The following is a 20636-nucleotide window of genomic DNA, read 5'->3' on the forward strand; positions in this document are numbered from 1 at the left end:
GCGAAACCTCACCGTCAGGAGTCGTCCATGACCGCCGTCATAGATCCACCGGCCCGTGCGTCCGGGATCTCCTCAGCTCAAGACGCTGGCGAGCTCGCCGAACTGGGGTACGCCCAGGAGTTGCACCGAGGCGTCAGCCCCTTCGCCGCGTTCGCCTCGGGCTTCTCGTTCGTGTCGATCCTCACCACAGTTTTCGCTCTGTTCGCCGTCGGGTTCGGGCTCGGCGGACCCGCGTTCTTCTTCACCTGGCCGATCGTGTTCGTCGTCCAGTTCAGCGTGTGCTTGGTCTTCGCCGAGCTGTCCGGGAAATTCCCGATCGCCGGGGCGATCTACCAATGGTCGCGACGCCTCGCCGGGAACACCACCGGCTGGTTCGCGGGATGGTTGATGCTCGTCGGCTACATCGTCAGCGTGGCAGCGCTCGCCATCGCGATGCAGAGCGTGCTGCCGGACATCTGGCGCGGCTTCCAACTCATTCCGGGCGACTCCGCGATCACCACGAAGACCGGCGCGACCAACGGCATCATCCTCGGCGCGCTCACGATCGTCGTCTGCACGATCATCAGCAGCGCCGGGGTCAAGCTCATGGGCCGGATCACCACCGTCGGCGTGGCCATCGAGATCGTCGGCGTGGTCCTCATCATCGGCGCCATGTTCGTCAAGGCGCAGCGCAATCCGGTCGCGGCGGTCGCCTCCACCGGCGGGCACGGCACGGGTGCGGGCTATATCGGCGCGTTCGTGGCCTCGATGGTGATGGCCGCGTACGTGATGTACGGGTTCGACAGCGCGGCGGAGCTCTCTGAAGAGACCGCCGAGCCCCGCAAGGTCTGCCCGAAGGCGATCATCAACGCCCTCCTGGTCTCGTTCGTCGGGGGCGGTCTGATGATCCTTGCGGCGCTCATGGCGGCTCCCTCGCTCGACGACCCCAACCTCGCGGCCACCGGTATCCCGTGGGTGATCACCAGCCAGCTGAACACCGGACTGGGCAAAGCGCTGCTCGCCATGGTCGCCGTCGCGATCTTCTCAGCGACCCTCGCCATCCAAGCCTCGGCCGCCAGAGTGATGTTCTCCATGGCCAGGGACAACCGGCTGCCGTTCGGACCGGCTCTCGCCAAGGTCAACCAACGCACCGGCACCCCGATGGCCACCGGCCTCGCCGTGAGCGCGCTGTCCATCGCCGTGCTGCTCGTGAACCTCGGCCAGGCGGGCGCGTTCAACGCACTGGTCAGCGTCTCTGTGGTGATCGTGTACCTCGCGTACTGCATGGTGACCGTCCCGGCGCTGTACCTGCGGGTTCGGGGCGTCCGGCTCACCTACGGCAAGCCGGTCATCGACCTCGGAAAATGGGGCATCCCGGTCAACACGGTCGCAGCGCTCGGCGGCGGCGCGTTGTGCCTCAACATTCTCTGGCCTCGGGCCGAGGTCTACGACCCGGACGGCAGCTCGTGGTTCTTGCACTACTTCGCGCCGATCTTCTTGGCGGTCACCTTGGCGGTCGGGTTCGTCGCCTTCCGCATGATCAAGCGCCGCAACGGCGTGGCCGCTCCCGCTCCGGACGCGCTCTTCGGCCAAGCGAAGAAGCCGATCGTCGCCCAGGAAGCCCTCGCCCAGGAAGCGCTCGCCTAGGGAAAGCCGCTGCTTGGGCGCCTCGCGGTCGCGGGCGCAAGCCTTCGCGCTCAGCCGTTCGCGGCTTGCGAACGGGCCAGACCGGCAGTCGCGGCGACCATGACGAGCACACATGCCGCGACCAGCGCCCATCCTGCGCCGCAGACCTGGAGGCGCTCATCGAACACCACCGCCCCGCACAGCGCCGCGACCAAAGGCTCCGCGACGGTCAACGCGGGCAGGGACGTGCTGATGTCGCCGGATTGGAACGCGAGCTGCTGGAGAAAGAACCCCGCCGCGCCCGCCACCGCCAAAACCCACGTCTGCCAGGCGAGGGGAACATCAAGAATCGTGTCGGAGGCAACGGCGGCCACTGCTTTGGTCAACGGTGCGCACACCCCGAACAAGACCCCCGTCGCAGTGCCCAGGAGCAACGCGCGCCGGGGCCCGGTGACGCAATTCGCCGCCCAGGCGCATGCGGCGGCCGCGGCGGCGGCGGGGATCAACGCGATGAGCCAACGCCGCAGGGGTGCTGAGGCCAATCCCTCGTCGGGATGCCCCACCAGCAAGAACACGGCCAAGGCCGCAGTGAGCGCCCCGGCGAGCAGAACATTGCGCCGAGTGAGCGGGCGGCGGGTGAGCGCGGCCGAGATCGGCAGCGCGAACAAAAGCGAAGCCACCAGGAGCGGCGAGACCAGCAGCAAGGAGCCGACGGACAACGCCGCCGCTTGGGCCGCATAGCCGCCGCCGTCGCCGAGCACGCCGACCCACCACCTGGGCTGGGCGACGAGCGAGCGGACAAAAGCCAGGCCCTGGCCGCGCTCGTGGGGAACACCTTCGGCCACGCTCTGCTGCGCCGCCGAGGCGGCGGCGAACAGCAACGCCGCGAGCAGCGCGAGACACACGGCCAAAACGGCGGCGCTCATCGGATTACTTGCCCAACAGTTCCACGAACTGGTCGAAATGATTCCCAGCGTCGTGGGGACCAGCGGCCGCCTCCGGGTGGTATTGCACGGAGAACGCGCGCCCGTTCGCGAGCGCGACGCCCTCGACCGTGCCGTCGTTCGCGCAGGTGTGGGTCACGACGGCTTCGCCGAACGGGGTGTCGAACCGCTGCCCCGCCTCGCCTTCGAGCGCGAACCCGTGATTTTGCGCGGTGATGATCGCCCGGCCGGTGGCGTGCTCGATCACCGGGATGTTGATCCCCCGATGGCCGAACTTCATCTTGTAGGTGGACAGGCCGAAGGCTCGCCCGAGGAGCTGATTGCCCAGGCAAATCCCGAAGAACGGCACACCGTCGCCGAGCGCTTCGCGCAGCGTTTCGACCACGCCGACCGCCGTCGAGGGGTCGCCGGGGCCGTTGGAGGCGAAGAGCCCGTCGACGCCCAGCTCTTTGATCTGCGCGTAGCTCGTCCCTGCGGGCAGCACATGCACACGGACGCCGCGTTGGGCGAGCAGTTTCGGGGTCATGGTCTTGATCCCGAGGTCGAGCGCAGCGATGGAGAACCGGGCCGCGCCGTCCGGCTCGACGACGTACGCCTGCGGCGTGGTCACCTCGCCCACGAGGTCCGCCCCCGCCATCGAAGGCTGCGAGCGGACGACGCCGACCGCCTCGTCCCGATCGGTGAGGGCGTCTCCGGAGAAGATCCCCGCCTTCATCGAGCCGACATCGCGCAACTTGCGCACCAGGGTCCGGGTGTCGACCCCTTTGACGCCGACGATGCCCTGGCTGCGCAGTTCGTCTTCGAGACCGCCTTCGGCCCGCCAGTTCGAAGCCTGCCGGGCGAGGTCGCGAATGGCGTAACCGGCCGCCCAAATCCGGTCCCGCGCCTCGTCGGGACGGTACGACTCGGAGTCTTCGTTGTTCCAGCCGGTGTTGCCGATCTGCGGCGCTGCCGCGACGACGATCTGACGGCGATAGCTCGGGTCGGTCAACGTCTCCTGGTAACCGGTCATCGCTGTGCAGAACACGGCCTCGCCGAGGGTCTGCCCGGTCGCGCCGAACTGCTCGCCGGTGAAAACGGTCCCATCCTCAAGGACCAATACAGCAGTATTGTTCATCTGACCCTTCCTGATTGGTCGTTGGAGCTTATCCACGCAGCCTGCGCAGCGGGATCGTCGGCGCGGAACGCTGTGTCGAGCAGCGTTCCGTTCGGCAAAGTCCAGCGGATGACGCCGAACGCGTTCTCACGGGCCACCTTCCCCGCCGCAGCGCGCTCGGAGCGGACGGCGACAACGGCCGCGGCGGGGATCCACAGCCCCTCCGCCCGGCCAGGCGACGGGATGTCCAGCAAAAAACCCTCCATGTGGCTGACGAGCGTCGCCCGCGCGCGCAGGCCGAGGGAGCCCCACGCGACTCGGTCCTGCCAATTCGGCGCGAACGCGCTGCCGATGTACATGCCTTTCACCGGGCCGACGAGCGCTTCGCCCCGGTCTGCGGCGGCGGGCACGGGGGGCAGAGCCCCGAATCGGACCCGCTGCGCCATCTTCCGACGCGACCAGCCCCGGCGCATCGCCCAGACCGCGACGGCCAGCACGGCTGCGAGCACGAGGATCTGCACCAAGTAGGCCGCGGTCACAACTCGGCCCTGCCGTCCCGAGCGGTGACCCGGCCGCGCAAGACCGTCGCCACCGCCCTGCCGCGCAACCGCATCCCCTCAAAGGGCGTGTTGTCCGCGATGCTCGTGAGTTCTTTGCCGCGCACAGTCCATTCGAAATCCGGGTCCACGACCACGAGGTTCGCCGGTTCGCCCACCTCGATCGGCCTGCCCTGGTCGGCGAGCCCGGCGATCTTCGCCGGATTTTCGCTCATCGTCCGCGCCACGCCGCGCCAATCCAGAAGACCGGGGCGCCACATGGTTTCGAGCACGATCGGCAGCGCGGTCTCCAAACCCAGCATGCCCGGCCGGGCGAGGGCGAACTCGCGGTCCTTGTCGTGCGCGGCGTGCGGGGCGTGGTCGGTGGCGACCGCGTCGATCACTCCTTCCGCGAGCGCCCGGCGCAAGACCGCGACGTCGCTCTCCTCGCGCAACGGCGGGTTCACCTTGAAGACCGGGTCGTAATCCTCAAGCCTGGAATCATCGAGCAGCAAATGGTGCGGGGTGACTTCGGCGGTGATCGCGATCCCTTGTTCCTTCGCCCACCGCAGGACAGACACGCTGCCCGCTGTGGACACATGGCAGATGTGCACCCTGGCGTCGGCGTCGCGAGCCAGGATCGCGTCGCGCGCGATGATCGACTCTTCCGCGGAGCGCGGCCATCCGGCAAGGCCGAGACGCGCCGCCGTCGGCCCCTCGTGCGCGCACGCGCCACAGGTCAGCCGGGGGTCTTCCGCGTGCTGGGCGATGAGCGCGCCAAGCCCCGAGGCGTACTCCAGCGCCCGACGCATCACCAGCGGGTCGCTCACGCAGAAGCCGTCGTCGGAGAAAACCCGCACCTGCGCCTCGCCCGCGGCCATGATGCCCATTTCGGCGAGCCGCTCCCCCTTTTGCCCGACCGTGACCGCGCCGACCGGGTGGACGTCGACAAGGCCGACTTCCCGTCCGCGCCGCCAGACGTGGTCGCAGACCAGGGCCGTGTCCGCGACCGGGTCGGTGTTGGGCATCGCGAAGACGGCGGTGAACCCGCCGGCCGCGGCCGCGGCCGAACCCGAGGCTATGGTCTCCGCGTCCTCGCGGCCAGGCTCGCGAAGGTGGACGTGCAGATCGACGAGCCCGGGCAGCAGGACGTTCCCGCCGCCGCTGACGGCAGTCTCCGTTCCGTTCGTCTTCGGCGAGGGGGCGATCTCGGCGATCAGCCCGTCCCGGACCAGCACGCAGGTCGGTTCGCCCTCGCCGTACACGCGGACGTTTTCGATCAGGACAGATCCGCTCACTGATGCACCGCTTCCTTCGCGGCAGGCGCCTGCGAGCCCGCCAACAACCTGTACAGGACCGCCATCCGGACATGCACGCCGTTCTGCACTTGTTGCAGCACGGTCGAGCGCTCCGAATCCGCGGCGGCGTCGGAGATCTCGACGCCGCGGTTCATCGGCCCAGGGTGCATCACCACGGCGTCCTCCTTCAACTGGTCCAGGCGTTTGGGGCTCAGGCCGTAGAGCGTCGAATACTCCCGCAGCGAGGGGAAGAAGCCGCCGTTCATCCGCTCCGCCTGCAGCCGCAGCGCCATCACCGCGTCCAGGCCGCCCAACTCGTCGTCCAGCCGGGACGAGACCCGGACCCCCCGGATTGCCCGCTCCTCTGCCCCGGCGGGGAGGGCGAAGCCAGGCGGAATGAGCGTCGGCGGGGCGATGAGCACCACCTCCATGCCCAACAGGGCGAACAGGCGCGCGCCCGAGCGCGCGACCCTGCTGTGCAGGATGTCGCCGACGATGCCGATGCGTTTGCCCTCGAGTTCCCCCAGGCGCTCCCGCAAGGTGAGCGCGTCCAAAAGCGCCTGTGTGGGGTGCTCGTGGGTGCCGTCGCCGGCGTTGACGACCGCTGGCCCTTCGGTCCACTGCGCGATCCGCCGAGCGGCCCCGGAGACGGGGTGGCGCACCACGATCACATCGGCTCCTGCCGCGCGCAGCGTCAAGGCCGTGTCCCGCAACGACTCGCCCTTCGCCGTCGACGAGCTGGAAGCCGAGACATTGACCACGTCCGCGCTCATCCATTTGCCAGCGATCTCGAAAGAGACCCTGGTGCGGGTGGAGTTCTCGTAGAAAAGCGTCACGACGGTCCGTCCGCGCAGGGTGGGAAGCTTGCGGACCACACGGCCGCTGAGCAGGCTCGAGAAGTGGGCCGCGTCGTCGAGGAGCGCGACCGCCTCGTCCTTGGCGAGGTCGTCGACGGCCAACAGGTGCTTCATGCGCCGCTCCTCGGCCCGCCCGCCGCGGGCAGCGCGCGGATCAGCGCGACCTCGTCTCGGCCGTCATGCTCCACGAGGCGCACCGCGACGCCCTCGGAACGCGCTGTCGGAATGTTGCGCCCGACATAATCGGCGCGCATCGGCAACTCGCGATGGCCGCGGTCGACGAGGACGGCGAGCTTGACCACAGCGGGCCTGCCGAGATCGCGCAGGGCGTCCAATGCCGCGCGGACGCTGCGGCCCGAGAACAGCACGTCGTCCACCAGGATCACCACCGAGCCGTCGACTCCGGGGGAAGGAATCTCTGTCGCGGACAGGGGCCGGTTCGGGCGCTCGCGCAAGTCGTCCCGGTACAGCGTGATGTCCAAAGAACCCCAGGGCACCTTGGCTCCGGAGAAACGCTCCACTTCGGCGGCAAGCCTGCGGGCGAGGTGCACGCCCCGCGTCGGCACGCCGAGCAGGACGACCGGGAGCGCGCTTGGCCTGTCGGGAGAAGTGGTCTCGATGATCTCGTGCGCGATCCGCGCCACGCAACGGGAAAGATCGGCGGCGTCGAGCAACAGCCGTTCGGCTGGGCGAGCCCCCGGTTGCACGGGTTGGCCGTCAGCGGTGGGGGCCTCGGAAAAAGGCGAGTTGTGCGTCATGCTCCTGACTTCCTTGTCCGCCTCACTGGACGGACTGTTAAAGGACGTCGAACTGGAGAGATCCTAGCAGATCCGTCAGCGGGCACATGACACTGGAGCAGCTCAGCCGCGCTTGGGCCCCGGCACGGAAGTCACGGCGAGATCGCCCCGTTCCCTGCCCTGACGCAGGGCTTTCTTGTCGAATTTGCCGACCGAAGTGCGCGGCACCTGGTCGATGAACGCCCAGTGCTCCGGCACCTGCCAGCGAGGGAATTCCGAGGCGAGGTGGGCGCGCAGTCGCTCGATGACGGCGAGCGCGGCCGCTGGGTCCACGGGCCCGCCCGCCTGCTTCGGGGGCGCCGCCGAGCCTTCTGCTTCTGCGAGGACGACGCAGGCCAACGGCCGCTCGCCCCAGATCTCGCACGGCACGGCGACCACTGCCGCCTCCCGCACGCACGGATGCGCCATGAGGTGGTTCTCCAGATCCACCGAGCTGATCCATTCGCCGCCAGATTTGATGACGTCTTTCGTGCGGTCCGAGATCGCCAAATACCCGTCCGAGGTCAGTTCGCCGACGTCGCCGGTGCGCAGCCAGCCGTCGCGGAACTTGTCCGCCGCGTCGACCAGGTAGTAGCTCGTGGTCACCCACAAGCCCCGGGCCTCGATCTCGCCCGTGCCGCCGCCCGGCGCGATGGCCCTGCCCTGCTCGTCCACGATCCGGATCTCGACCCCGTGGGCGGGTTTGCCCACATAGGACCGGTAGCGCCAATACTCGTCGCTCGCTGGGTCCAGGTCGTCGCGGGGAGAGGACGTGTTCGCGACGGGCGACGTTTCCGTCATGCCCCACAGTTGCACGAGGTCGACCCCGAACTCGGCGCGGAACGCTTTCATCAGCGAGACGGGCACTGCGGAGCCGCCGGAGTACAACCCCCGCAACGAGGAGAAGTCGAGTTCGTGTTTGTGCTCGCGGGCGTAGCGCAGCACGTCCGCCCACACTGTGGGAACGCCGGTCGACACGGTGACCCGATGCTCGTGGATGAGCTGCGCGATGGCTTCGCCGCCGAGGAACGGGCCCGGCATGATGAGATCGCATCCCGCGAGGAACGCCGCGTGGACCAGACCCCAGGCGTTGGCGTGGAACATCGGCACAATCGGCAAGGCGCGGTCCGCGCCCGAGAGGCCGAGCAGGTTGACGGACATCACCGCCGAGGAATGCAAATACACGGAGCGATGGCTGTACACGACCCCTTTGGGGTCGCCCGTGGTGCCTGAGGTGTAGCACATCGCCGCGGCGGCGTCCTCGTCCACGTCCGGCCACTCGGCGACCGGCTCCGCGGCGGCGAGCAGGTCCTCGTAGCGGCGCGGACGGGCCTGCGGGGCGGCCTGCGACAGCAGCGCGAGGCTGTCCTCGGCGAGCGGCCCGTTCACGATGATCTCACGGACGGAGCTCATGCGGGGCAACGCCTTGGCGAACAGCGGCACAAGGCTTTCGTCGACGATGACGACCTGGTCCTGGGCGTGGTTTGCGATCTGAGCGACTTGCTCGGGGGCGAGCCGGATGTTCAACGTGTGCAAGACCGCGCCCATCGCCGGGATGGCGAAATACGCTTCGACGTGCTCGGCGTTGTTCCATTGGAACGTGCCGACACGTTCGTCGCCCGTGATCCCCAGCCCGCGCAACGCCCCGGCGAGCCGAGCGGCCCGCTCCGCCGCCTCGGCGAACGTGCGCGTGCTGTGCCCGGATTCCGTCTTGGTCACGATGCGCCGCTGGCCGTAGACGTGGCGGGCGTGCCGCAGGATAGCGCCGACGCCCAACCGTCCGCCCGTCATGGTGCCTCGCATCGCATGTCCTCCATCACTCGGGCCAACTTGTTGAGATACAGCACTCGATACTATCCCCGCCGGAAAGGACCGGTCCGCCCGCCGTCAGAGGGGCTTAGAAGAGTTCAAGACGGGCGATGAGGCGGGAGAGCCACGGCGCGAAGCGGTACTGGCGGTAGCCGAGCTGGGATTCGATCGTCACCGGGACCACGGCCTTGTTCTTGCGCACCGCCCAGAGTATCCGTTTGGCGACCTTGTCGGGGGTGAACCCGCGACGCTGGTAGAACTTGTCGATCCGGGCGACATGGGCAAGGCGGTCGTGCTCGGACAGACCGGCGATCTGCGTGTTGCGGACGATGTTCGTGTCCACAATGCCCGGCAGGATGGCCGAAACGCCGACGCCGGCCCCGTGCAGCTCCGCCCGCAAACACTCGGAGAACATCGCGACGGCGGACTTCGTCGCAGCGTAGACGCCGATGCCGCGCGCCGGGCCGAAGGCGGCCAACGAGGACAGGTTGACGATGTGACCGCCGAGGCCCCGCTCGACCATATGCTTGCCGAAAAGGCGCGAACCCGTGATAACGCCGCGCACATTGATCCCGACAATACGCTCGACCTGGTCTTCGGTGAAGTCCAGGATCTGGCCGCCGATGCTGATCCCGGCATTGTTGACAACAATGTCCGGCACCCCGTGCGCGGCGACGACCTCGGCGACGAACTGCTCGTACGCCTGGTGGTCCGAGACGTCGAGCCGATACGGGTGCGCGACCCCGCCGGTTTCTTCCACGAGGCCGACTGTCTCCTTGACGGACACGTCGTTCACATCGCTGAGCACCAGCTCGGCGCCTTCACGGGCGAAAGCGAGCGCGGTCTCGCGGCCGATGCCGCTGCCCGCGCCGGTGATCGCGACGAGCTTGCCCGAGAATTCGCCCTTGCCGCGAGCCCCGACCGCCGCTCGCTCGAAGACCCGGGACGGCTTGCCGTCCAGCCCGTCCACGAAATCTCGCACCAGCGTCGCGATGGCCTGGGGTCGGGCGTAGGCCGCCCAGTGGCCGGTGGAGAGATCGTGCCGCCACAGCCGGGAAACCCACCGGGAGTACTCGTCATAGGTGCCCGGCCGGATCGCGACGTCGTTGCGGTTCACGATGAGCTGGGTGGGGACGTCCGTGGGGCGGGGGTCCGGCTTGCCGAACGCCGTCGGCGCGGAGTTCGCCCAGTACACCCGAAGCCCGTTCGCGATGTCCTTGCGGAACGTCGGGGCGAGTTCGATCTGTTTGGCAGGCGTCCCCTCGATGGCCCGCAGAAAGCGCCGCCACACGGCGGGCTTGCCGAGCGAGACCGCGAAGAGCGCCTGCGGCAGCGGGGACATATGGAAGAAGATTTGATACAGCAACGATCCGATCTGGCCGAACGCCCACGGCAAGCGCCCCACCCGGAGCCGTCCGAGCGTCTCACGAATATTCACAGCCAGATAGTCCGTGCTCGGGCCGGAGATCGACGTGAACGACGCGAGCCTGTCTTTCGCCCGGTCCTGCACCACCGCTTCCCAGCCCGCGACCGAACCCCAGTCGTGCGCGACGAGGTGGACCGGGGCGTCCGGGCTGACGGCCTCCGCGACCGCGAAAATATCGTCCGCGAGATCCGTCATGCGCCACTGCCGGTAGCTTCTCGGACTGGTGCTCTGGCCGTGTCCGCGCGAGTCGTAGGCGACGACGTGGAACCTGTCTTCGAGCAAACCGGCCACCTGGTTCCAAAGGCAGTGGGTGTCCGGCCAGCCGTGGGCGAAGAGCACCGTGGGGTTCTTCGGGTCGCCCCGCTCGTACACCGCTAAGGTGACCGCGCTGGCGGAGCCCGCGGAACGCGAGGGGCTCGTGACGCTGCGCCGACGCTCCGAGGCGGCTCCGCCATTGGTCCTCGGTTGTGCCTCAGCTGTCATGGTCGGGGCTCCTCGTTCTCGCGTCGCTGGTCTGTACGCCGACAAGCGTACGCGAGTTACGGTTCGACGGATGACCTGGCCTGATCCGCCAATGCCACCAGTTGGCCAAGCACCCCGTTGATGAAACTCGGCGAGTCGTCTGTGGAAAGCTCTTTCGCCAGTTCCAATGCCTCGTCCACCGCCACAGCAGTGGGCACTTCTGTGGCGAAAAGCAATTCCCAGACCGCGATGCGCAGGATGGAGCGGTCCACAGCGGGCAACCTTTGCAAAGTCCAGCCGCCGCGCAAATGGTCGATGATGGTCTGGTCCACCACGTCCAAGTTGTCGCGCACGCCTTCGAGGAGGAGCAGCGCGTACGGGGTGAGCTGCGGCGCGGAGAGGTCTTTGACCAGTTCGGCGGAGCGCTCGGCGGCGAGTTCGGCCGGGTCGAGGTCACGGGCTTCTGCTTCGAAGAGCAATTCCACAGCCCGTCTGCGCGCCTTGCGGCGCGATCCGGCCCGTTTCGAAAGATCCGACAAGGCCTTAGGCATTCACGCGCCCGAGGTAGCTCCCGTCCCTGGAGTCCACCTTGAGCTTGTCGCCCGTGTTGATGAAGAGCGGAACCTGGATCTCGGCTCCGGTCTCCAGAGTCGCCGGCTTGGTGCCGCCAGTGGAGCGGTCGCCCTGCAATCCGGGGTCGGTGTGCGAGACCACAAGCTCGACCGTGGTCGGAAGCTCCACGAACAACGGCACCCCGTTGTGCGTCGCGATCTGCACCTCGGTGTTCTCCAGAAGGTACTTCGCGCCGTCGCCGACCACGCTCGGGGGGACCGGCTCCTGCTCGAAAGTCTCCCCGTCCATGAAGACGAAGTTCTCGCCCTCCTTGTACAAGTAGGTCATATTGCGGCGGTCGACCGTGGCGGTGTCCACTTTGACCCCGGCGTTGAAGGTCTTGTCCACGACTTTGCCCGAAACCACATGCTTGATCTTGGTGCGCACGAAGGCGGGGCCTTTGCCAGGCTTGACGTGCTGGAACTCTGTGATCTGCCACAGCTCGCCGTCGAGGGAGAGCACCAGGCCGTTTTTGAAATCGCTCGTGGAAGCCATGTGAGAAGTCTCTTTTCTTCTGTTTTCGCCGGTCGGGCTGCGCCGAGCGGCCGGTGTGATCTCGTCAGGTCACGACCCGAGGATGGTAAGCGCCTTGTCGGTGCGTGTCAAAAGCTGGTTCTCGGACTCCCCGACCACCAGGGTGTCCTCGATCCGCACCCCGCCTTTGCCGGGCAGATAGACCCCCGGCTCGACCGTGAGCACCGCGCCGACCGGCACAAGCCCCTCGGAGAGTTTCGAGAGGGCGGGCGACTCGTGGATGTCCAAGCCGACGGCATGGCCGAGGCCGTGGTCGAAGTGGTCTTTGTGCCCCGCCGCGTCAATGACGTCCCGCGCGGCCGCGTCCACGGATTTCAGCTCGACGCCGGGCTTGAGGGCTTCCCTGCCCGCGGTCTGCGCCGCGAGGACCAGTTCGTACACCTCGCGCTGCCAGGCGGCGGGCTCGCCGAGGACGTAGGTGCGGGTCATGTCGGAGTGATACCCCAGCCAGGTGGCTCCGAAGTCGATCTTCACGAAGTCCCCCTCGGCCAAAACCGCGCCGGTGGGGCGATGGTGCGGCATCGCGGAGTTCGCCCCGGCGGCGACGATGGTCTCGAAGGACGCGCCTTCGGAGCCGAAGTCCAGCATGAGGGATTCGAGCTCTCGGGCGACTTCCAACTCGGTGCGCCCAGGACGCACCCCGTCCTTGCCCAAAAGCTCGGCGAGCGCCTTGTCGCCGATTTCGGCGGCCTTGCGCAGCGCCTCGACCTCGTGCGGGTCTTTCACCACGCGCAAAAGCTCCACCACGCCCACGACGGGGACGAGATCCGGCGCGACGAAAGCGGCCTGGTCCGCGGCGTGGCCCGCGGCCGAGACGAGCGCGCGATGCTGTTGGAGGGTCACGACGTGGCCTTCCACGCCGAGCCGATGCGTCTTGTGCTTCGCGGCGTGCGCGACGAGGGCGGTCGCGACGCCGCGCGCGTTGAGCACGACGAGGTCGGGGGCTTGCTCGGCGACCTGGGTCGTGTACCTGCCATCGGTGGCGATCCGAGACTGCTCCTCGCCGCGCGCGTCGATGAGCAGTCCGCCGTTGGACCCGGTGAAACCGCTGAGGTAGCGGACATTGGTGAGATCTGTGACGAGCAGGGCGTCGAGGCCGCGTTCGCGGAGCGCGGCACGCAATGCTTCCCTGCGGGCCCGATGGTCGAAAGTCATGCCACAAGCCTACTGGCGGGAGCCGCAAACGGAACGCTCGGGCTCACGCTCGGCGCACATCCTGGAGCATCGAGGGCACGCGCATGGGCCGCTCCTACGACGCAGTGGCGATCCGCGCCCAGGGCTGGCGCGATCTGCGGCGTCGCGCGGGGCGCACATGCTCTCCCAGGAGGCGCACAGCCGCAACGGTTACAGTGGGAGCGAATCCACGAGCACACAGACCCGACATGTCAAAGGCGACACGTCAGAGAGCGGGACCCATGCACCAGCACGTCCGGAACACGTCCTCGTCGAAACCCCGGCCTGCGCAGACGGCCGCGGCCTTGTTCGCGCTCGTTTCCTCCGCGTGGCTCTGGTCCAGCGCGGCGGCGCACGCGGACCCGCACGAGCAGGCTCCGATGAAACCGGCCCAGCTCCAGGGCAACGACGACGCGGACGGCCCCGACGACGACCTGTCCTCCGAAGACCCCGGCCAAGGCCGAAACCCGTACGTGAGCGGCCCCCTTGCGAATGTGGGCGGCCCGAGCTCGGACGAAGGGCAGCAAGACATCGGCCAAACCCTCGACAGTGCCCTCGGCGGCGACGGGCAGGGCGACGGGATCGGGCAGAGCATTGGCGACATCCTCGGGACAGGCCCGCAAGGAGTCGGAGCCGACGGGATCGCCCAAGCCGTCGGCGGCCTGTTGCAGGGAGCGCAGAGCGGCGGCGCGGACAAGGTCGGCGAGGCCATCGGCGGGCTGTTGGGGGCCTCTGGCGACAACCAGGGCGTCATGGGGTCCGGCCTCCTCGGCGGATCGTCATCGGGTGACGGGCAATCCGACGGCCAGGTCCCCGAAGCTGTGCGCAAAGGCGTGATCCGGCTCAATCGGGCGCTCGGCGACACGGGTTACAACAGCGACCCGGACTCGCGCGGCGCGGGCAGCGCCGCGAACGGCGACCAGAACGAGCCGCACACGGGCGAAGCCGGCGATGACGAGGACTGAGCGGCCCGCCCGGCGCGGGCAAGCAGCTTGAGCGTTGCGGCCCTCAGACGTTGAAGCCGAGCGCGCGGAGCTGATCGCGCCCGTCTTCGGTGATTTTGTCCGGCCCCCACGGCGGCGTCCACACCCAGTTGATGGTGAGTTCGTCCACCAGGCCGGAGCCCACCAGAGCCGCCGAAGACTGGTCCTCGATGACATCGGTCAACGGGCACGCCGGTGAGGTGAGGGTCATGTCCAGGAGCACCGTGGTCTTCGCCTCGCCCTCTTCGCCCGTCCCGCGCTGCACGGTGAACCCGTAGACAAGGCCCAAGTCCACGACGTTCACCCCGAGCTCCGGGTCCACCACGTCGCGCATCGCCTCTTCGAGCTCGCCGAGAAGCACATCCTCTTGTTGCTGCTCCTGGGTCGGAACCTCGCTCATGCCAAACCCTCCTTCTGTTCGTCCTGGCCTGCCACGGTCTGCGCCAGCGCGTCTTTGAACGCCATCCAGCCGAGCAGCGCGCATTTCACCCGGGCCGGGTATTTCGACACACCCGCGAAGGCGATCCCGTCGCCGATGAGGTCCTCGTCGCCTTCGAGTTCGCCGCGCGAGGAGATCATTTCGCTGAACGCGGCCACCGATTTGAGCGCGTCGCCGACAGTTCGGCCGATGACCTGGTCCGCGAGGACGGAGGTGGCGGCCTGGCTGATCGAACAGCCCTGCCCGTCGTAGGAGACGTCCTCCACGCGCTGCCCGTCCGGGGAGACCGCGACCCGCAACGTCACCTCGTCCCCGCAGGTCGGGTTCACATGATGCACTTCGGCGCCGTACGGCTCGCGCAGCCCCCGATGGTGCGGGTGCTTGTAGTGGTCGAGGATCACCTCTTGGTACATCTGGTCAAGTCGCACAGGGCTTCACACTCCGAAGAATTGCTGAGCGCGCCGGACGCCGGCGACAAGCCGGTCCACCTCGTCGTGCGTGTTGTACAGCGCGAAGGAGGCCCGCGCTGTCGCCGCGACGGCGAAGCGCCGGTGCAACGGCCACGCGCAGTGGTGCCCGACCCTCACCGCGACCCCCTCGTCGTCGAGCACCTGTCCGATGTCGTGCGCGTGCACGCCGTCGACCACGAACGACACCGCAGCGCCTCGGTCCTGCGCGGTGGCCGGGCCGACGATGCGCACTCCCGTCAGCGCGCCGAGTTCGGCGAGCGCGTGCTCGACAAGCGCGTGCTCATGCGCGGCGACAGCGTCCATGCCGATCTCCGACAGGTACTCGACGGCAGCGCCCAGGCCAACGACCTGCGAGGTCATGGGCACCCCGGCCTCGAATCGCTGCGGCGGGGCCGCATACGTGGTCTTTTCCATGGTGACAGTCTCGATCATCGAACCGCCGGTGAGGAACGGCGGCATGGCGCTGAGCAGTTCCGCGCGGCCGTACAGCACGCCCACCCCGGACGGGCCGAGCATCTTGTGGCCGGAGAAAGCCGCGTAGTCCACGCCGAGGGCGCGCAGGTCCACCGGCAGGTGCGGCACGGACTGGCAGGCATCGAGCACCGTGAGCGCGCCGACCTCCCGAGCCCGCCGCACAAGCTCGGCGGCCGGGGCGAGCGCGCCGGTGACGTTGGACTGGTGGGTGAAGGCGAGCACCTTTGTCCGATTCGTGAGCACTAGCGAGCCCAGGTCGATGCGGCCGTCCTCGGTCAACCCGTACCAGCGCAGCACGGCGCCGGTTCGACGGGCCAGCTCCTGCCAGGGCACGAGGTTCGCGTGGTGCTCCAGCTCGGTGACCACGATCTCGTCGCCGGGGCCGACGGCGTAGCCGGAGAAACGCTCGTCGCCCAGGACGTGCGAGACGAGATTCAGCGACTCGGTCGCGTTCTTCGTGAACACGATCTCTGTGTCGCGGACCCCGACGAACTCGGCGATGAGCGAGCGCGCCCGCTCGTACGCGTCGGTGGCCTCCTCGGCGAGCTGATGCGCTCCCCTGTGCACAGCGGCGTTCGACGTGAGCAGGAACTCCCGCTCGGCGTCGAGCACCCGCAGCGGCCGCTGCGAGGTGGCCCCGGAGTCGAGGTAGGCGAGCGGTTTGCCGTCCCGGACGGTGCGCGCCAGAATCGGAAAGTCCTTGCGGACCCGCTCGACGTCGAGCACCGCGGGCGCTCTGCCCGCCGCGACGGCGCTCATGCGCTGACCTCCTCCTTCAGAAAGCGCTCGTAGCCGGTCGACTCCAGCTCTTCGGCGAGTTCGGGGCCGCCCGCCGCGACGATGCGGCCTCTGGCGAAAACATGCACGAACTGCGGGCGGACGTATTTGAGGATGCGGTTGTAGTGCGTGATGAGCAGCACCCCGCCCTGCTCGCGCTCCTGGTAGCGGTTCACGCCCTCGGAGACGACGCGCAGCGCGTCCACATCGAGGCCGGAGTCCGTCTCGTCCAAGATGGCGAACTTTGGCTTGAGCAGGGCGAGCTGCAGAATCTCGTGCCGTTTTTTCTCTCCGCCGGAGAACCCCTCGTTGACGCTGCGCTCGCTGAAGGAGGGGTCGACGCCCAGCTCGGCCATCGCGCCCTTGACCTCTTTCACCCAGTGCCGCAAAGCGGGCGCTTCGCCGCGCACCGAGGTGGCGGCGGTGCGCAGGAAATTCGCGGTGGACACCCCAGGCACCTCCACCGGGTACTGCATCGCGAGGAAGAGCCCCGCGCGGGCGCGCTCGTCCACGCTCATCGCGACGATGTCTTCGCCGTCGAGAGTGATCGAACCGCCGGTCACCTCGTAGCGGGGATGGCCCGCGATCGCGTACGAGAGGGTCGACTTCCCCGACCCGTTCGGCCCCATGACGGCGTGCGTCTCGCCGGAGCGGATCGTGAGGTCGACCCCGTGCAAGATCGGGATCAAATCCGCGTCTTCGGAGGGCTTGACCGCGACATGGAGGTCTTTTATTGCCAGAACAGACATTGGCTTCCTTTGTTTCTTTCTCGAACTCTCGTCCTCCGTCGGCGGGAGGGGTTGGTCAGGTTGCGTCGTCCGCGGGTGGGCGGCTCCCCCAACCCGATTGGGCGAGTTTGCCCTCGACGAGCTCCGCGATGCGCGCGCGGACCGACTCGTCGGGGATCTTGGCGACCACTTCGCCGAAGAAGCCGCGCACCACGAGTCTGCGCGCCTCGTCCTCGGAGAGCCCCCGCGAGCGCAGATAGAACATCTGCTCCTCGTCGAAACGTCCGGTGGTGCTCGCGTGCCCGGCTCCGTGGATCTGGCCGGTTTCGATTTCAAGGTTGGGCACCGAGTCGGCCCGGGCCCCCTTGGCGAGGAGCAGATTGCGGTTGAGCTCGTAGGTGAGGGTGCCGGTCGCCGCCGGGCGAATCCGCACATCGCCGACCCACACTGTGCGCGCCGCAGGGGTGAGCAGGGCGTTCTTGTACAGCACGTTGGATGTGCAGTTCGGCTGGTCGTGGTCCACGAACAGCCTCGACTCCAGATGCTGGCCGTCGCCCGAGAGCGCCACGCCGCAGAGCTCGGCGCGGCCGCCAGGGGCTGCGAAACGCACCGTGGAGACGGTTCGGACGAGCGAGCCGCCGAGGGCGACCTCCACCGCGCGGTACGAGGCGTCCCTGCCGACCAGCGCCGCGTAGGAGGCGAGCCGGGTCGAGCCGGGGTCCTCGTCGTTGACCACGACGAAGGTGCAGTTGGCGCCGTCGCCGAGGATGATCTCAAGGTTCGCCGCTATCTGCGCGAGGCCGGAATGCTCGGCGACAATCGTCACCTCGGCCCCCGCGCCGACCTCGACGACGTGATGGGCGTAGGAGCGCCCGCGCACCCCGACGCGCGACAGCAGGACCGGGCCCGCCGGGCGCGCGCCCGCTTCCACGACGATGTGCCCGCCTGTCTCGGCGTGGCGCATCGCCAGCGCGGAGACCTTGTCGGCGGGGACGAGCGCCGAGCCGAAAGCCTCGAGCGAGGCGGGCCGCGCGGTCTGGACCCGCACGCCCTCCAACGGCGCGCCGAAGTCCAACTTCGACTCGCCGTCCGGGGTGAACGCCGTGAAAAACTCTCGGATCTTGCCGAGCGGGGTGAAGCGCCAGTTCTCCTCGTGGCTCGAAGGCGCGGGGAAGTCTTCCGGGTCGCGCGAGGCGAACCGTTCGCCCAAAACGGGGGCCAGCGTCATGAGCCGAACGCTCCTTCCATGTCTCGTCCGATCTGCGGGTCGCGCTCGGGAGCGCCGGGCAGCCTGTTCACGTCCGGCTCGGCGCGGCGGCGCGCGAGGAGCAATGCCGTCAACCGACCGCTCCTTCCATTTGCAGCTCGATCAGCCGGTTGAGTTCGAGCGCGTATTCCATGGGCAGCTCTTTGGCGATCGGCTCGATGAAGCCGCGCACGACCATGGCCATCGCCTCGTCCTCGGTCAGGCCCCGGCTCATGAGGTAGAACAGCTGCTCCTCGCTGACCTTCGAGACGGTCGCCTCGTGCCCCATGGTCACATCGTCCTCGCGCACGTCCACGTACGGGTAGGTGTCCGACCGGGAGATCTCGTCCACGAGCAAAGCGTCGCAGCGCACGGTGGACCGAGAGCCCGCCGCGCCCTTGTGGACGCCGACAAGGCCCCGGTACGAGCTGCGCCCGCCGCCCCTCGCCACGGACTTGCTCACGATGTTCGACGAAGTCTTCGGCGCGAGGTGCAGCATCTTCGAGCCGGTGTCCTGGTGCTGGCCCGGTCCGGCGAACGCGAGCGAGAGCACCTCGCCTTTGGCGTGCTCGCCGGTCAGCCAGACGGCGGGGTATTTCATCGTCACCTTGGAGCCGATATTGCCGTCGATCCATTCCATCGTCGCCCCCGCCTCGGCGCGGGCGCGCTTGGTGACCAGGTTGTACACGTTGTTCGACCAGTTCTGGATCGTCGTGTACCGGCAGCGCCCGCCGGGTTTGACGATGATCTCCACGACGGCGGAGTGCAACGAGTCCGATTTGTAGATCGGCGCGGTGCAGCCTTCCACGTAATGCACGTACGCGTCTTCGTCCACGATGATGAGGGTGCGCTCGAACTGGCCCATGTTCTCGGTGTTGATCCGGAAGTAGGCCTGCAAGGGGATGTCCACCTGCACGCCCTTGGGGACGTAGATGTACGAGCCGCCGGACCAGACGGCGGTGTTGAGCGCGGAGAATTTGTTGTCCCCGGCGGGGATCACGGTGCCGAAATGCTCCCGGAACACGTCCGGATGCTCTTTGAGCGCGGTGTCGGTGTCGAGGAACACGACGCCCTGCTGCTCAAGGTCCTCGCGGATCTGGTGGTAGACGACCTCGGACTCGTATTGCGCCGCGACCCCGGCGACGAGGCGGTTCTTCTCCGCCTCGGGGATGCCGAGCTTGTCGTAGGTGTTCTTAATGTCCTCAGGAAGATCGTCCCACGTCGCTGCTTGTTTCTCGGTGGAGCGCACAAAGTATTTGATGTTGTCGAAGTCGATGCCCGACAAATCGCCGCCCCATGCGGGCATGGGCTTGCGGTTGAAGATGGACAGCGCCTTCAGCCGGGCCTGGAGCATCCACTCCGGCTCGCCTTTCTTCGCCGAGATGTCGGCGACGACTTCCTCGGAGATGCCGCGGCGGGCCGAGGCGCCGGCGGTGTCGGCGTCCGACCAGCCGTAGCCGTAGTTGCCGAGCGAGGCGATGACTTCGTCTTGGCTTGCCGGAGCCAGGATTTCCTTCGCGAGTTCCTGGGTCATGAGGCCTCCTCTTTCACTGCAACGTCCTGTTGCTCTGGTCGTTGCGGGCTGACAGTGGCTCGGGCGGCGCGTCGGAGCTGGCCGCGAGGGTCGGGATGTGCGTGGTGCAGACGCAATTGCCCTGGGCGATGGTCGCCAAACGCTGGACATGCGTGCCGAGCAGTTCGCTGAACACGGCGGTCTCCGCCTCGCACAGCGCCGGGAAATCCGCCGCGACGCCCAAGACCGGGCAATGGTGCTGGCACAACTGCACACCGGAGCCGATCCGGGTCGTCGAAGCCTCGTACCCGGCCGACGTGAGCGCCTGGGCGAGGCGCTCAGCCTTGGTCTGCGCGTCCGCCGCCCGGAAATCCGGGGCGTCCAAGCCGATGGCCGACACCATCGCGCGCGCCCTGGTGCGCGCGAGCGCCGCGACGGCCGCGTCGCCGCCGAGGCTTTGCAGTTCGCCGAAGGCGAGCTTGGCGAGCTCGTCGTACGCGTTGCCGAGCCGGTCTTGGCCTTGCGGGGTCAGCTGGTACACCTTGGGGGGCCTGCCCCGCCCGCTCGTCGGTTTGCGCTGCACGACGACGGCGTCGCCCGATTCGACCAGTTCGACCAAATGGCGGCGGACGCCGACCGTGGAGAGCTCCAAATGCTCGGCGATCACCGGGGCGGTCAACGACCCGTGCTGCGCGAGCAGGCGCACAATCGCCCGACGGGTCACGCCGACCTCGTGCTGCGACGCGGGCCCCGCAGCAGGCAGCCCCGAGGAGGCGGACTCCGCCGCCGACGGAAGGCCGAGCGTTTTCATAACACCAGTGTGTCGCAATTATGGGAAGTTCGCCAGCAAGGAAAGGCTATGCTAATTCCGTGGTCAG

At 68.1% G+C, this 20636-nt stretch carries 20 protein-coding genes; 2 read left to right on the top strand and 18 right to left on the bottom strand.

The genetic code is table 11. The features are described from left to right. Positions 1-27 precede the first annotated feature (27 nt). Positions 28-1626 (top strand): amino acid permease, encoded by a 1599-nt coding sequence (locus SROT_RS11555; protein ID WP_013139210.1) that lies wholly within the window; start codon positions 28-30, stop codon positions 1624-1626. A 50-nt stretch (positions 1627-1676) separates the two neighbouring features. Here SROT_RS11555 and SROT_RS11560 read toward each other — a convergent pair whose 3' ends face one another. From SROT_RS11560 to SROT_RS11610, 11 genes are all read right to left on the bottom strand, one after another. Beyond that, positions 1677-2531: a DMT family transporter gene (locus SROT_RS11560; RefSeq protein WP_013139211.1), complete on the bottom strand. Its 855-nt coding sequence runs from the start codon at positions 2529-2531 to the stop codon at positions 1677-1679. A 4-nt stretch (positions 2532-2535) separates the two neighbouring features. Further along, positions 2536-3666, bottom strand: a complete 1131-nt coding sequence (carA, locus tag SROT_RS11565) for a glutamine-hydrolyzing carbamoyl-phosphate synthase small subunit (RefSeq protein ID WP_013139212.1) — start codon at positions 3664-3666, stop codon at positions 2536-2538. Next, positions 3663-4184: a PH-like domain-containing protein gene (locus SROT_RS11570; RefSeq protein WP_013139213.1), complete on the bottom strand. Its 522-nt coding sequence runs from the start codon at positions 4182-4184 to the stop codon at positions 3663-3665. Before SROT_RS11570 ends, carA begins: the two co-directional genes overlap by 4 nt. Continuing rightward, positions 4181-5479, bottom strand: a complete 1299-nt coding sequence (locus SROT_RS11575; RefSeq protein WP_013139214.1) for a dihydroorotase — start codon at positions 5477-5479, stop codon at positions 4181-4183. The genes SROT_RS11570 and SROT_RS11575 overlap by 4 nt, the downstream gene beginning before the upstream one ends. After that, the gene (locus SROT_RS11580; RefSeq protein ID WP_013139215.1) at positions 5476-6450 is read right to left on the bottom strand and encodes an aspartate carbamoyltransferase catalytic subunit; all 975 of its coding nucleotides are present in this window, start codon (positions 6448-6450) and stop codon (positions 5476-5478) included. Before SROT_RS11580 ends, SROT_RS11575 begins: the two co-directional genes overlap by 4 nt. Then, positions 6447-7094, bottom strand: coding sequence for a bifunctional pyr operon transcriptional regulator/uracil phosphoribosyltransferase PyrR (gene pyrR, locus SROT_RS11585; protein ID WP_013139216.1), 648 nt, complete (start codon positions 7092-7094; stop codon positions 6447-6449). The genes SROT_RS11580 and pyrR overlap by 4 nt, the downstream gene beginning before the upstream one ends. A 102-nt stretch (positions 7095-7196) precedes the next feature. Continuing rightward, positions 7197-8915: a long-chain-fatty-acid--CoA ligase gene (locus tag SROT_RS11590; RefSeq protein ID WP_013139217.1), complete on the bottom strand. Its 1719-nt coding sequence runs from the start codon at positions 8913-8915 to the stop codon at positions 7197-7199. Positions 8916-9009: 94 nt separating this feature from the next. After that, positions 9010-10830: an SDR family oxidoreductase gene (locus tag SROT_RS11595; protein ID WP_013139218.1), complete on the bottom strand. Its 1821-nt coding sequence runs from the start codon at positions 10828-10830 to the stop codon at positions 9010-9012. Positions 10831-10886: 56 nt separating this feature from the next. After that, positions 10887-11348 (bottom strand): transcription antitermination factor NusB, encoded by a 462-nt coding sequence (nusB, locus tag SROT_RS11600; RefSeq protein WP_049773355.1) that lies wholly within the window; start codon positions 11346-11348, stop codon positions 10887-10889. 4 nt (positions 11349-11352) lie between these two features. Continuing rightward, positions 11353-11916: an elongation factor P gene (gene efp / locus SROT_RS11605; RefSeq protein ID WP_013139220.1), complete on the bottom strand. Its 564-nt coding sequence runs from the start codon at positions 11914-11916 to the stop codon at positions 11353-11355. 69 nt (positions 11917-11985) lie between these two features. Beyond that, complete coding sequence (locus tag SROT_RS11610) at positions 11986-13110, bottom strand: aminopeptidase P family protein (RefSeq protein ID WP_013139221.1); 1125 nt, start codon at positions 13108-13110, stop codon at positions 11986-11988. A 260-nt stretch (positions 13111-13370) separates the two neighbouring features. On the opposite strand from SROT_RS11610, the gene SROT_RS11615 reads away from it, so the two are divergent. Continuing rightward, complete coding sequence (locus tag SROT_RS11615; RefSeq protein ID WP_013139222.1) at positions 13371-14093, top strand: hypothetical protein; 723 nt, start codon at positions 13371-13373, stop codon at positions 14091-14093. A 43-nt stretch (positions 14094-14136) separates the two neighbouring features. On the opposite strand, the gene SROT_RS11620 is transcribed toward SROT_RS11615, so the two are convergent. The 7 genes from SROT_RS11620 to SROT_RS11650 all read right to left on the bottom strand — a co-directional run bounded on the left by SROT_RS11620 (position 14137) and on the right by SROT_RS11650 (position 20569). Then, entirely contained in the window at positions 14137-14511 is a 375-nt protein-coding gene (locus tag SROT_RS11620) for a metal-sulfur cluster assembly factor (RefSeq protein WP_013139223.1), read from the bottom strand. Beyond that, entirely contained in the window at positions 14508-14978 is a 471-nt protein-coding gene (gene sufU, locus SROT_RS11625) for a Fe-S cluster assembly sulfur transfer protein SufU (RefSeq protein ID WP_041407250.1), read from the bottom strand. Before sufU ends, SROT_RS11620 begins: the two co-directional genes overlap by 4 nt. Before the next feature lie 6 nt (positions 14979-14984). Further along, positions 14985-16253 (bottom strand): cysteine desulfurase, encoded by a 1269-nt coding sequence (locus tag SROT_RS11630; protein ID WP_013139225.1) that lies wholly within the window; start codon positions 16251-16253, stop codon positions 14985-14987. Then, on the bottom strand, positions 16250-17020 hold the full coding sequence (gene sufC / locus SROT_RS11635) for a Fe-S cluster assembly ATPase SufC (protein WP_013139226.1): 771 nt from the start codon (positions 17018-17020) through the stop codon (positions 16250-16252). Before sufC ends, SROT_RS11630 begins: the two co-directional genes overlap by 4 nt. A 55-nt stretch (positions 17021-17075) precedes the next feature. Then, on the bottom strand, positions 17076-18227 hold the full coding sequence (locus tag SROT_RS11640) for a SufB/SufD family protein (protein ID WP_013139227.1): 1152 nt from the start codon (positions 18225-18227) through the stop codon (positions 17076-17078). 109 nt (positions 18228-18336) lie between these two features. Then, a complete protein-coding gene (gene sufB / locus SROT_RS11645) occupies positions 18337-19779 on the bottom strand; it encodes a Fe-S cluster assembly protein SufB (protein WP_013139228.1) in 1443 nt (480 codons plus the stop codon). A gap of 13 nt (positions 19780-19792) precedes the next feature. Then, the gene (locus SROT_RS11650; RefSeq protein ID WP_013139229.1) at positions 19793-20569 is read right to left on the bottom strand and encodes a helix-turn-helix transcriptional regulator; all 777 of its coding nucleotides are present in this window, start codon (positions 20567-20569) and stop codon (positions 19793-19795) included. Positions 20570-20636 lie beyond the last annotated feature (67 nt).

It is taken from the genome of Segniliparus rotundus DSM 44985, from assembly GCF_000092825.1.
Classification (GTDB): Bacteria; Actinomycetota; Actinomycetes; order Mycobacteriales; family Mycobacteriaceae; genus Segniliparus; species Segniliparus rotundus.

Bases quoted from the DNA above. Each gene is read 5' to 3' on its own strand.
- SROT_RS11630 (WP_013139225.1), bottom strand. From the start codon at position 16,253: ATGAGCGCCGTCGCGGCGGGCAGAGCGCCCGCGGTGCTCGACGTCGAG.
- carA (WP_013139212.1), bottom strand. From the start codon at position 3,666: ATGAACAATACTGCTGTATTGGTCCTTGAGGATGGGACCGTTTTCACC.
- SROT_RS11580 (WP_013139215.1), bottom strand. From the start codon at position 6,450: ATGAAGCACCTGTTGGCCGTCGACGACCTCGCCAAGGACGAGGCGGTC.
- SROT_RS11640 (WP_013139227.1), bottom strand. From the start codon at position 18,227: ATGACGCTGGCCCCCGTTTTGGGCGAACGGTTCGCCTCGCGCGACCCG.
- SROT_RS11610 (WP_013139221.1), bottom strand. From the start codon at position 13,110: ATGACTTTCGACCATCGGGCCCGCAGGGAAGCATTGCGTGCCGCGCTC.
- efp (WP_013139220.1), bottom strand. From the start codon at position 11,916: ATGGCTTCCACGAGCGATTTCAAAAACGGCCTGGTGCTCTCCCTCGAC.
- SROT_RS11615 (WP_013139222.1), top strand. From the start codon at position 13,371: ATGCACCAGCACGTCCGGAACACGTCCTCGTCGAAACCCCGGCCTGCG.
- pyrR (WP_013139216.1), bottom strand. From the start codon at position 7,094: ATGACGCACAACTCGCCTTTTTCCGAGGCCCCCACCGCTGACGGCCAA.
- SROT_RS11560 (WP_013139211.1), bottom strand. From the start codon at position 2,531: ATGAGCGCCGCCGTTTTGGCCGTGTGTCTCGCGCTGCTCGCGGCGTTG.
- SROT_RS11650 (WP_013139229.1), bottom strand. From the start codon at position 20,569: ATGAAAACGCTCGGCCTTCCGTCGGCGGCGGAGTCCGCCTCCTCGGGG.
- sufC (WP_013139226.1), bottom strand. From the start codon at position 17,020: ATGTCTGTTCTGGCAATAAAAGACCTCCATGTCGCGGTCAAGCCCTCC.
- sufB (WP_013139228.1), bottom strand. From the start codon at position 19,779: ATGACCCAGGAACTCGCGAAGGAAATCCTGGCTCCGGCAAGCCAAGAC.
- SROT_RS11595 (WP_013139218.1), bottom strand. From the start codon at position 10,830: ATGACAGCTGAGGCACAACCGAGGACCAATGGCGGAGCCGCCTCGGAG.
- SROT_RS11555 (WP_013139210.1), top strand. From the start codon at position 28: ATGACCGCCGTCATAGATCCACCGGCCCGTGCGTCCGGGATCTCCTCA.
- SROT_RS11590 (WP_013139217.1), bottom strand. From the start codon at position 8,915: ATGCGAGGCACCATGACGGGCGGACGGTTGGGCGTCGGCGCTATCCTG.
- SROT_RS11620 (WP_013139223.1), bottom strand. From the start codon at position 14,511: ATGAGCGAGGTTCCGACCCAGGAGCAGCAACAAGAGGATGTGCTTCTC.